The following is an 11,376-nucleotide window of genomic DNA, read 5'->3' on the forward strand; positions in this document are numbered from 1 at the left end:
TCGGAATGACAGTCAGCTACGGCTTCAAGATCGAGGCGCCCGTGGTCTTGCGGCTTTCGAGATCGATATGCGCCTTGGCGGCGTCCTTGAGCGCGTAGGCGTGATTGATCGGCACGTGCAGCTTGCCGTTGATGACGGCGGCAAACAGCGTGTCGGCGCCTTCCAGCAATTCCTTGCGCGTGCCGACGTAATCGTTGAGCTTCGGCCGCGTCGCGAACAGCGAGCCGTGATTGTTGAGCTCGGCGATCGCGAATGGCGGCACCGGACCCGAGGCGTTGCCGAACGAGACGAACATGCCGCGCGGCTTCAGGCAGGACAGCGAGCCCGGGAAGGTCGCCTTGCCGACGCCGTCATAGACGACGTCGCAGCCCTCGTTGCGGCTGATCTGCTTGACGCGCGCGACGAAATCCTCCTCGTTGTAGAGGATGACGTGGTCGCAGCCGTTGGCCTGGGCGAGCTCGGCCTTCTCGCGCGAGCCGACCGTGCCGATGACGTGGGCGCCGAGCGCCCTCGCCCATTGGCAGGCCAGCAGGCCGATGCCGCCGGCGGCGGCATGGACCAGCACGCGGTGATGCGGCTCGACCTTGAACGTCTTGTGCAGGAGATACCAGACGGTCAGCCCCTTCAGCATCAGCACCGCGCCCTGCTCGTGCGTGATGTGGTCGGGCAGCTTGACCAGCTTCTCCCAGGGAATGTTGCGCTCGCCGGTATAGGCGCCGAGATTGTGATAATAGGCGACGCGGTCGCCGGGATGAAAGTTCGTAACGCCAGGCCCGACCGCGACCACCTCGCCCGAGGCTTCGTTGCCGACGATGAAGGGCAGCCCTGGCGCCTTGTAGAGACCGGTGCGATAGTAGACGTCGATGAAGTTCAGGCCGACCGCGTGCTGGCGGATCCGCACCTCGCCGGGCCCGGGCGCCGGCACGTCGACGCTCTCGTAGACCAGGGCCTCGGGGCCTCCGACCTTGTGCACACGGACCGCTTTGGTCATCGCCTGACCTCCTCTTCTCCAAGGCGCAAGCGAAAGACATCGCGCCCGCCTTGTCAACTCGATGGCAGCTGGAACGCCTAAACGGATGGTCTGCCGGACTTCTTGCGATTGCGCCTGGCCAGCACGTTGAAGAATTCGACTGCCGCCGAGAACGCGATGGCGAAGTAGATATAGCCGCGGGGAATGTGGAACTGGAATCCGTCCGCGACCAGCGCGACGCCGATCAGCACCAGGAAGGCGAGCGCGAGCATCTTCGTGGTCGGATGCTCCGCGACGAACCGCGCCACCGGCCCCGCCGAAACGTACATGACCGCGCAGGCAATCACGACCGCCGCGATCATGATCCGGATGTCCTCCGCCATGCCGATCGCGGTGATGATCGAGTCCAGCGAGAACACGATGTCGATGACGATGATCTGGGCAATCACCCAGAAGAAGGCGCTGCGGCCGGACTTCTGATCTCTCGCCGTCATCGGCTTCGACCTCGGCGTGGATCTCGTGCGTCGCCTTCGCGATCAGGAACAAGCCGCCGCCGATCAGGATGAGGTCGCGCCAGGACAAGTCCTGACCCGCAATCGACAGCACCGGCGCGGTCAGGCCGATCAGCCAGACCAGCAGGCTGAGCAGGATGAGGCGGAAGATCAGCGCCAGCGCCAGCCCGATCTGGCGGGCGCGGTGCGCCTGTTGTTCGGGCAGGCGCGAGACCAGCACCGAGATGAAAATGACGTTGTCGATGCCGAGCACGATCTCGAGCGCGGTCAACGTCAGCAGCGCCGCCCAGGCTTCGGGGCTGGTGATGAGATGCATCATGCGAAGGATCTGACGAGGCGGATCAAGGCGTCGCTGAAGCTGATCCAGAGCGCGATGGCGCAGAGCGCGAGGGTGACGCCGGTGCCGACGCGAAAGTCCATCTCCAGCACGTAGAGGGCGAGCACCGCCCAGATCGCGATCAGCGACAGCGTCAGCCAGCGCAGCCGCACGACGCGGACCGGATGCAGCACGTGGAACGGCACGAAGGTCAGCACGACCAGCGCGGTCACCAGCAGCGTCGACCACAGCGGCGGCCAGTGCAGCAGGAACAGGTAGAACGCCGCCGCATTCCACAGCGCCGGGAAGCCGCGGAAATGATTGTCGTCCGCCTTCATGCGCAAATCGGCGAAATATAGTGCGCTGGTGACGATGATGGCGATGCCGAGCAAGGGAGCCGCGACGGGCAGCAACAGGCCGCTGGCCACGATCGCATAGGCCGGCACGAACACATAGGTGACGAAGTCGACCACGAGATCGAGCACGTCGCCCGACCAGTTCGGCTGCACGTTCTTGACGTCGAGCCGGCGCGCGATCGGACCGTCGATCGCGTCGATGATCAGGGCGACGCCCAGCCATTGAAACATCGCCGCCCAGTGCTCGCGCACGGCCTCCAGCATCGCCAGCAGCGCGATCGCCGCGCCGAACGCGGTGAAGATGTGCACCGAGAAGGCCGCGGCGCGGATCGCGGGCGTGGGCTTCAGGGAATCCTCTTGGCTATCCATGGCTTCTGCTATCAGAATGAGGTCGATTTGCACATCCGCCATTGCGGCGCGCCGTCGCACTATTGGTCACAAAAAGAAGCAGGATCAGTACGGGCGCGACCGCTGTATCCCATCGTCATTCCGGGCGACGCGAAGCGTCGAGCCCGGAATCCATTGTTCAACCGTCTCTGCCGGCCGATGGATTCTCAGCTGCGCAATTGCGCTACCATGGCTCGCGCCATAGGCATGCCCCGGGCGACAACCAAGAGACTTGAGCTTGAATTTGCCGCCGGGCGTGTCATGTGTCGTTCCATGACAGACGCCTCGACACTTTATGACACCGCCGTGATCGGCGGCGGGCCGGCGGGACTTGCCGCGGCGATCGCGCTGGCACAGGCGGGGGCCCGGACCGCATTGGTGGCGCGCCGCGTTCCCTATGCCGACAATCGCACCACCGCATTGCTCGGTGCCTCCGTCGACCTCCTGGAGACGCTCAACGTCTGGTCGCGCTGCAGGGACAAGGCGGCCGCGCTCGAAGTCATGCGTCTCGTCGACGACACCGGCCGGCTGTTCCGCGCGCCGGAGGTCCGGTTCTCCTGTCACGAAATCGCACTGGATGCCTTCGGCTACAACATCGACAACCGCTCGCTGATGCTGGCGCTGGAAGAGCGTGCGGCCGAGCTGCCCAATCTCGTCCGTTTCGACGACGAAGCCGAAAGCATCGTCATCGAGGCCGATGACGTCGCCATCCGGACGGTCTCCGCACAGTTTCTCACGGCCCGCCTCGTGGTCGGCGCCGACGGCCGGCATTCGCTGTGCCGGGAGGCTGCCGGCATCGAGGTGACGCGGCGCGAGCTCAACCAGACCGCGCTGACCTTCAACGTCGGCCACACCAGGCCGCATCGCAACGTCTCGACCGAGTTCCACACGCCGCACGGTCCGTGCGTGTTCGTGCCCCTGCCCGGCGACCGCTCCAGCGTCGTCTGGGTCTCGGCTCCGGCCGAGGCCGAGCGGCTGCGGAGCCTCGATGATGCCGAGCTGTCCACGGCGGTCGAGAGGCAGTCGCATTCGATCCTGGGACGGATGAGTGTGGAGCCCGGCCGCAACGTGTTCCCGCTGGCGATCGAACGTCCAAAATCCTTCGGCCGCAACCGTATCGCGCTGGTCGGCGAAGCCGCCCATGTGGTTCCCCCGATCGGCGCCCAGGGCCTCAATCTCGGCCTGCGCGATGCCGCCGACATCGCGCGGCTTGCCGGGGAAGCGGTCGCCGCGGGTCAGGATCCCGGCACGGATGAGGTGCTCACGCGCTACGACCGGGCGCGGCGTCCGGATATCCTGAGCCGCACCTTTGCGATCGACATCGCCAACCGCTCCCTGCTGAACGATTTCCTGCCGCTGCAGCCGGTCCGCGCCGTCGGCATGCACCTGCTCGGCGCCATCGGTCCGCTCCGGCGCTTTGCGATGCGCGAGGGCCTGACGCCGACCTGGCGAAGGTAGCTGTTAGGTTGAACGAATTGGCCGCTCACTCGGTGCTACCTCCCCCGCAAGCGGGAGAGGAGCGCACCGTTTGCGTTGCAAGAGGCTTCAGCCCTCACGGAAACGCCAGTCTTCCCGTCTGGATCGCCCACATCACGCTGGTCAGCGTGACCACGGACGCGAAGGTCCCGAGCAGCACGGCGACGGAGGCGGATTCGATCCAGGCATCGTTCTGCCGGGCGATCACGAACACGTTCAGCGCCGGCGGCAGCGAGGCCATCAGCACGGCGGTGGCGGCCCAGGGCTGTGCGAACGGCCCGAACGCCAGCATCAGCCCAAACGCTGCGAGCGGATGGAACAGCAGCTTCACCGCGATCACGCCCGGCACCTCCCATGGCACGCGGTCGAACGGACGCAGCGCCACGGTCACGCCGAGCACGAACAGCGCGGTCGGGGCCGCCGCGTTCTGCAGGAAGGTGATGGTGCGATCGAGCGCGACGGGCATCTCGATATGCAGCGATGCGAAGGCCGCGCCGAAGCAGGCCGACATGATCAGAGGATTGAGCACGATCTGCTTCAGCACCACGCCGAAGGCGTGCACGATCGAGGGATGGTCGCGGTCGGACAGCTCGATCAGCAGCGGCACGATGGTGAACAGGAAGATACTGTCGCAGCAGAAGATCAGTGCCGTCGGCGCCGCAGCCTTGCTGCCGAGCACGGCGAGCGCCAGGCCCGGCCCCATATAGCCGATATTGCCGTAGCCGCCGGACAAACCGGCGAGCGTCGCCTCGCGCAGCGTCAGCCGCCCGAAAACCTTGGCTACGACCAGCGCCAGGGTGAACGCGGCGACAGTGGACAGCGTGGTCGCGATCAGGAACGGCGGATTATTCAATTCCGAGAACGGCGTCTTGGACATGATCGCGAACAGCAGCGCCGGCAGCGACACGTAGAGCAGGAAGAAGTTCATCCAGGCGAGGCCCGATTCCGGCAGGGATTTGACCTTGCCGCATGCGAAGCCGACGAAGATCAGCCCGAAATAAGGTAGCGCCAGATTGAGGATATCGACCATTGATGAAGTGTTTTCTGAAGATTTGGGGGTTATCTCCCCCTCAAGTGAACGCCAATTCCAGATCAGGCCACTAGCATCGGCCACAATCCTGGTCTATCGACGGGGAATGATTAAAGCGCGGACCGCCAAATTCCAGATCGGACAGGTCGTGCGCCACCGGATCTTCTCGTTCCGGGGCGTCATCTTCGACATCGATCCGGAATTCAACAACACCGAGGAGTGGTGGCTGTCGATCCCCGAGGAGGTGCGGCCCCACAAGGACCAGCCGTTCTATCACCTGCTAGCGGAGAACGCTGAGTCGGAATACGTCGCCTATGTCTCCGAGCAGAACCTGCTGCCGGACGAGTCCGGCGAGCCGGTCCGGCATTCCCAGGTCGCCGAGATCTTCATCAAGAACAAGGATGGCGGCTACCGCCCGCGCAATCCGTCCCTGAATTGAGTCGCTCCGACCGGCGACCGACAAAAAAGGCGCCTCGAGACGAGCGCCTTTTTCATGTCTCCATGTCCGGGATTGATCCCGACTACTTTTGACCAGCCGGCGGCGTACCCTGCTGCTCGAGCTTCTTGCGCTGCTCTTCGGCCTTCTTCTGAAGCTCTTCCTGAAGCTTCTTCTGGGTTTCCTCGAACACCTTCGGATCGGTCGGCGGACCGTCATAGGCCTTCTGGAATTCGCCGGCGAGCGGCAGCGGCAGGGTCAGCGGCGCGCCGTTGGCGTTGATCGCCTGGACGACGAGATTCTGGCCCTTCTTCATGTTGTTGATGAGCTCGGGCGTGGCCTCGTAGTCGGACATGCAGCCGTTCTGGAAGCAGATCACATAGGGCTGCTGCAGCGGCGCGTTGTTGTCCACGATGATCCGGGTGCCGTGGACGAGCTGCATGCCGAGCGGCAGCGTCACGCGCAGAATCTTCTTGGGCTCGCCTTCCGGCTCGATGATCACGGCGGCGATGACCGGCTGGCCCGATTCGATGCGGCCGTCCTTGCCGGTGAAGCAGACCTGCTTGGCGTTGGCGTCCTGGCCCTTGAGGCAGAACTTGGTCCAGGGGGCATAGATCAGCTGGATCTGCTGATCGGCCGGCTGCGCCGCACCCTGCTGGCCGCCTTGGGCCGGCGGCTGCTGAGCCTGCGGGGATGCCGGGGCCGGAGCCTTCGGGGCGGCCTTCGGAGGGGCAGCTTTCGGGGCCGGAGTCGCCTTGGGCGCGGGCGCGCCGGGAGCCGGAGCGGGAGTTTGGGCCTCAGCGGTAAACGGGACGACCAACGCCGTCGCCGTCAACAAGGCGAGAATTCGCCCGCGCGGCCGGACGGACGCGGCCAAGTAACGGAAATTCATTGCGGAAAACCCTTTCTGAACGGGAAGTGCCCGAACCGCTCCGAAGCGCCGAACCTGGCCGCCTTGGGCGCGGCTCTCTCCCCGTCAATTGAGGCGGATAAGTGACGGGCCCGACGCTCTTGCGCGATCGGGTGCCTTCTTAACGTGGCCGACGAAAAGATCAATGCCGACAAGCGCCTTTGGCCACATCCGCGGCTGCGTCCGGGGAAACTCCCTGTGATAGGATTTTGGCTACGCCGTCCTCGAATCAACCTGTGCCGATGTTCATGTTCCAACGCCTTTTCGAGGGCCCCGGTGTCCGCCTTGGCGTCCTGGTCCTGGCCGCTGCCCTTGGCCTGGGCTTGGATGACGGAGCGTCGATGGGCGCGGCACGGGCCGAGGACGCCCATGCCATCGCCATGCACGGCAAGCCGGCGATGCCGGCCGATTTCACCCATATGCCCTACGTCAACCCGGATGCGCCCAAGGGCGGGCGCTTGACCTGGGGCATGCTCGGGACCTTCGACAGCCTCAATCCCTTCATCGTCAAGGGGCTGGCCGTGCAGCAGATGCGTAGCTACGTGGTCGAGAGCCTGCTCGCGCGCGGCCATGACGAGCCGTTCACGCTCTATGGCCTGCTCGCCAGGAGCGTCGAAACCAATGACGAGCGGAGCTTCGTCACGTTCCGTCTCGATCCGCGCGCTCTTTTCTCCGACGGCAGGCCGGTCGCGGCCGAGGACGTGCTGTCCTCCTGGCAGCTGCTGCGCGACCACGGCCGGCCGAACCACCGGCAATATTACACCAAGGTGGTCAAGGCCGAGGCGCTCGATCCCCTCACCGTCCGCTTCGACCTCGCGGGCGCCAATGATCGCGAGCTGCCGCTGATCCTCGGCCTGATGCCGATCCTGCCGAAGCATGCGGTCGACGTCGCAAGCTTCGAGGAGACGACGCTGACGAGCCCGATCGGCTCCGGCCCCTACCGCGTCACGGCGGTGAAGGCAGGCGCCAGCGTGACGCTGACCCGCAATCCCGATTATTGGGGCCGCGATCTGCCCATCAACCGGGGGCTCTACAATTTCGACGAGATCCGGCTCGACTATTTTCGCGAGGCCAACGGCCAGTTCGAAGCTTTCAAGCGCGGCCTCTACGATTTCCGCGTCGAACACGAACCGCTGCGCTGGCACGACGGCTACGACTTTCCGGCCGCTAGAAGCGGCGAGGTGGTCCGTGACACCGCGAAGCCGGGCTTGCCGCAGCCGTCCGAATTCCTGGTGTTCAACACGCGCCGCCCGATCTTCGCCGACATCCGCGTGCGCCAGGCGCTGACGCTGCTGTTCGATTTCGAGCTGGTCAACCGCAACTACTTTTTCGGGCTCTATTCGCGCGTCGCCGGCTATTTCGCCGGCTCCGAGCTCTCGGCCTATGGCCGGCCGGCGGACGGGCGCGAACGTGAGCTGCTCAAGCCGTTCGCCGCTCAGATTCCGCCCGACATCATGGACGGCAGCTACCGCCTTCCCGCGACCGACGGATCGGGACGCGACCGCACCACGCTGCGCGCGGCCCTGAAACTGTTGTCCGAGGCCGGCTACGATCTCGACGGCACGGTGCTGCGCAACCGCGCGACGCGAGCGCCCTTCAGCTTCGAGATTCTGGTCACGACCCGCGACCAGGAGCGTATCGCACTGGCGTTCCAGCGCGACCTCAAGCGCGCCGGAATCGAGCCGAGCGTGCGCTCGGTCGATCCCGTGCAGTTCGACCAGCGCCGGCTCGCTTACGAGTTCGACATGATCCAGAACCGCTGGGACCAGTCGCTATCGCCCGGCAACGAGCAATATTTCTACTGGGGCAGCGCGGCCGCGGACAATCCGGGCACCCGCAATTACATGGGCGCCAGGGATCCGGCGGTCGATGCCATGATCGCCGCCCTGCTCGAGGCCCGTGAACATACGGATTTCGTCTCCTCGGTGCGGGCGCTCGACCGCGCTCTGATCTCGGGCTTCTACACAATCCCCCTGTTTAATGTATCCGAGCAATGGATCGCGCGCTGGAATCGGATAGAACGGCCCAAGGCCACCTCGCTCTCGGGCTATTTGCCGGAGACCTGGTGGGCGCAGGGGCAGAAGCAAGCCACTCAAGCAAAGTGACGCCGTGAACCAGCCAGCCGTATCGCCGACGCTCGACACGCTGTTTCAGCGCACGCTGATCCGGCAGCCGCATGCGACCGCGCTGCTCGACCCCCTCAACAAGGCGCGCATCACCGGGCACCAGCCGCGGCGGATGACCTATGCCGAGGCCGACACCGCCATCGAGGCGCTGTCGGCACATTTCGTCGAATCGGGCCTGCCGGCCAATTCCGTCATCGCCATCCAGCTGCCCAACACGGTCGAGTTCGTGCTGACGGTGCTCGCCGCCCATCGCGCCGGTCTCGTCGTCGCCGTGCTGCCGCTGTTGTGGCGCCATGCGGAACTGACCGCGGCGCTCAACCGCACCGCGGCCCGCGCCATCGTCACCATGAGCAAGGTCGACGGCACCAGCTATGCCGACCTCGCGATGCATGCGGCCGCCGAAGCCTTCTCGATCCGCCACGTCTGCGGCTTCGGAGGCGACCTGCCCGAAGGCATGGCCTCGCTCGACGAGGTGCTCGCCCGCCCGCCCGGCACGACGCGCGCCGTGATTCAGGACGGCCGCAAGGCGGCGATGATCTCCTTCGACGTCACCGCGGAAGGCTTTCGTCCGGTGCCGCGGCCGCATTTCAGCCTGATCGCCGGCGGGCTCGCGATGTCGCTGGAAGCCGACATCCGGCAAGGCGCGACATTGATGGCGGCGTTCGCGCCGATGTCGTTCGCCGGCCTCGCCTCCTCGCTCGCGGCTTGGCTGCTCTCCGGTGGCGCCCTGGCGCTGCATCATCCCTTCGAGGTCGAGGTGCTGGAGCAGCAGATCAACGAGCATGATTGCGAGGTGCTGATCGCGCCGGCGCAGCTGGCCTTGCGGCTCGGTGATTCCGACCTGGCGGCGCGGATGCCGTCCTTGCGCAACGTCATCGGCCTGTGGCGCGCGCCCGAGCAGGTGGCCGCGAGCGATGCCTGGATCGCTCCGCATGCGCCGCTGACCGACGTCTATCTGTTCGGCGAGGCCGGCCTGTTCGGCGCCCGCCGCGGCGAGGACGGCATGCCGGTCGCGGTGATGCCCGGGCCGCACGGCGCCCCGCGCGAGCAATCCGGCTCCTCCATCGCCGGCGAAATCCTGCTGACGCCGAAGGGCACGCTCGGCCTGCGCGGCGCGATGGTGCCGATCGCGGCCTATGCCCCGCCGCAGCCGGTCGGGGAGACCCTGACGGCGCAGCCGCCGCGCGACTATGTCGACACCGGCTATGCCGCGCGGATCGACCGCCCCAGCGGTGCAATCTGCATCACCGCGCCGCCCTCCGGCATCATGGCCGTCGGCGGCTACCGCTTCCTCTCCAACGATTTGCAGGAATGGGCGCGCCGGCTCGGCCAGGGCGCCCTCCTCACAGCGTTGCCCGACCGCCTCTCCGGTCACAGGCTCGCCGGACGCGCCCAGGACAACGCCCGCGCCCGCGAGGCGCTCAGCGAACTCGGGCTTAACCCTCTGATGGTCGAGGCTTTTCGCGATCGCTCCGGGCCGGTCTAGACGCAGTTTCGCCGGATACGTTGACGCCGCATTAAGGCGGCCGCACTAGATTGCGCGGCATCTGTTGCGTCATCAGAGTTTGTCGAATGTCCCAGGCGGGCCCGATCCTCTTTGTGTCCAATGCCGATCGGCCGCCCTTCGTTGGGGCGCTGGACGAGGCCCGGCTGTTTCCCGTGGTCGATACCGACTGGGCCGGCGCGGCACGCGCGGTCGAAGAGGTGCAGCCAGCGGCCATTCTCGCTGCGATGCATGGCGGACATGAGCCGCATATGGCCGCGCTCGCAAGGAAGATCGCCGACCAATCGCCTTACCTTCCGTTCGTCGTCGTGGATGCGGCGGGCTCGCTCCCTCACAACGCCCTGCCCTTTTCCTCGCGCGGCAGCAATCCCGACCGCCTGATCGCACGGCTTCGCGCCGCGCTCCGCGTGCGCACGCTCCATGCCACCGTGCTGCGCCGGCTGCCCGAAGTAAAAGTCGCACTGCCGCAAGGTGACCCCGCCCGCGATGCCACCGTGCTCCTGATCGGCCGCGGCGCGGCCTACCCCGCGTTGTCCGTCGCGCTCGGCGAACGTGTCGGCGTCGTCGGCGCGCTCTCGATCGAGGCCGCCGCGAAGCACCTCAACACCCGCGACCTCGACGGCGTGGTCCTTGCCGAGGGTTTTACCGCGCGCGTCACCGACGCCTTTCTCACGGTGCTCGCCGAGGACACCCGCTTCCGCAGCCTGCCGGTGGTCGTCACCGCACACCAGCTGACGCAGACCTACGATTTGCCCAATCTCGAGCTGATCCCGGGCGAGCCGGCCAAGGTCGCGGCCAATGCCTTGCCCCTGATCCGCCAGCACGCGATGGAAGCCCAATTGAGCCGCACGCTGCGCTCGATCGATGCCGGCGGCTGGCTCGATCCGCGCAGCGGCCTGCTCACGGCGGAAGCCTTCGCCCGTGATTTTGCCAAGGCAGTCGAGCAGGCGCTGGCCCGCGGCGGCGGTCTGTCCGTCGCGCGTTTCGCCTTCGACCCCGGCAATTCCCGCGCCCAGCTCGACGCCGCGCGCATCCTCAGCCGCCTGATGCGGCAGATGGATTTCGGCGTGGCGCAGAGGGACGGTTCGGTCATCGTCGTGTTCGCGGAGACCGACTTCCGCACGGCCCATATGATCGCGCGGCGTCTGTCGGCGGTGATGCGGCATACCTCGAACGGCAAGCACGAGATGCGCAGCGATCCCGTCGTCAGCGTGGACTCGCTGTCGCCGTCGGATACGGCAAGGTCGCTGCTGGCGCGGCTGTCGGCGGATGCGTCCCGGGCGGCGTCGTAAGTCGTCGCGTTGTAGGGTGGGTTGGCCTTGCGGCTGCGCGAAGCGCAGGCGCTGGGCGTAA

9 protein-coding genes and 1 pseudogene are annotated in these 11,376 nt (G+C 66.3%); 5 read left to right on the forward strand and 5 right to left on the reverse strand.

Features of this window, described 5'->3' with window-relative positions:
- Positions 1-16 precede the first annotated feature (16 nt).
- The 3 genes and pseudogenes from ACETMP_RS06960 to pcsA all read right to left on the reverse strand — a co-directional run bounded on the left by ACETMP_RS06960 (position 17) and on the right by pcsA (position 2,565).
- Complete coding sequence (locus ACETMP_RS06960; protein ID WP_375160389.1) at positions 17-991, reverse strand: quinone oxidoreductase; 975 nt, start codon at positions 989-991, stop codon at positions 17-19.
- Between the two features lie 77 nt (positions 992-1,068).
- Positions 1,069-1,801 (reverse strand): annotated as a pseudogene (locus tag ACETMP_RS06965) (TerC family protein).
- The gene (gene pcsA, locus ACETMP_RS06970) at positions 1,798-2,565 is read right to left on the reverse strand and encodes a phosphatidylcholine synthase (RefSeq protein ID WP_375160390.1); all 768 of its coding nucleotides are present in this window, start codon (positions 2,563-2,565) and stop codon (positions 1,798-1,800) included. Before pcsA ends, ACETMP_RS06965 begins: the two are co-directional and overlap by 4 nt.
- Before the next feature lie 249 nt (positions 2,566-2,814).
- Here pcsA and ACETMP_RS06975 point away from each other — a divergent pair, with 249 nt between their 5' ends.
- Positions 2,815-3,999, forward strand: coding sequence for a UbiH/UbiF family hydroxylase (locus tag ACETMP_RS06975; protein WP_375160391.1), 1,185 nt, complete (start codon positions 2,815-2,817; stop codon positions 3,997-3,999).
- Between the two features lie 94 nt (positions 4,000-4,093).
- Here ACETMP_RS06975 and ACETMP_RS06980 read toward each other — a convergent pair whose 3' ends face one another.
- Complete coding sequence (locus tag ACETMP_RS06980) at positions 4,094-5,047, reverse strand: AEC family transporter (protein ID WP_375160392.1); 954 nt, start codon at positions 5,045-5,047, stop codon at positions 4,094-4,096.
- Positions 5,048-5,153: 106 nt separating this feature from the next.
- On the opposite strand from ACETMP_RS06980, the gene hspQ reads away from it, so the two are divergent.
- Positions 5,154-5,486 (forward strand): heat shock protein HspQ, encoded by a 333-nt coding sequence (gene hspQ / locus ACETMP_RS06985; RefSeq protein WP_028136346.1) that lies wholly within the window; start codon positions 5,154-5,156, stop codon positions 5,484-5,486.
- 82 nt (positions 5,487-5,568) lie between these two features.
- Here the strand turns inward: hspQ and ACETMP_RS06990 are convergent, their stop codons facing one another.
- Entirely contained in the window at positions 5,569-6,375 is an 807-nt protein-coding gene (locus tag ACETMP_RS06990) for an invasion associated locus B family protein (protein ID WP_028136345.1), read from the reverse strand.
- A 260-nt stretch (positions 6,376-6,635) separates the two neighbouring features.
- Between ACETMP_RS06990 and ACETMP_RS06995 the strand changes: the two genes are divergently transcribed.
- The 3 genes from ACETMP_RS06995 (at position 6,636) to ACETMP_RS07005 (ending at position 11,315) form a co-directional block, all read left to right on the forward strand.
- Positions 6,636-8,498 (forward strand): extracellular solute-binding protein, encoded by a 1,863-nt coding sequence (locus ACETMP_RS06995; RefSeq protein ID WP_375160393.1) that lies wholly within the window; start codon positions 6,636-6,638, stop codon positions 8,496-8,498.
- A gap of 4 nt (positions 8,499-8,502) precedes the next feature.
- Positions 8,503-10,005: a class I adenylate-forming enzyme family protein gene (locus ACETMP_RS07000; protein WP_028136343.1), complete on the forward strand. Its 1,503-nt coding sequence runs from the start codon at positions 8,503-8,505 to the stop codon at positions 10,003-10,005.
- Positions 10,006-10,091: 86 nt separating this feature from the next.
- Positions 10,092-11,315: a GGDEF domain-containing protein gene (locus tag ACETMP_RS07005; protein ID WP_375160394.1), complete on the forward strand. Its 1,224-nt coding sequence runs from the start codon at positions 10,092-10,094 to the stop codon at positions 11,313-11,315.
- The last annotated feature ends 61 nt before the right edge of the window (positions 11,316-11,376 follow it).

This window comes from Bradyrhizobium dasycarpum, from assembly GCF_042019905.1.
GTDB lineage: Bacteria > Pseudomonadota > Alphaproteobacteria > Rhizobiales > Xanthobacteraceae > Bradyrhizobium > Bradyrhizobium japonicum_B.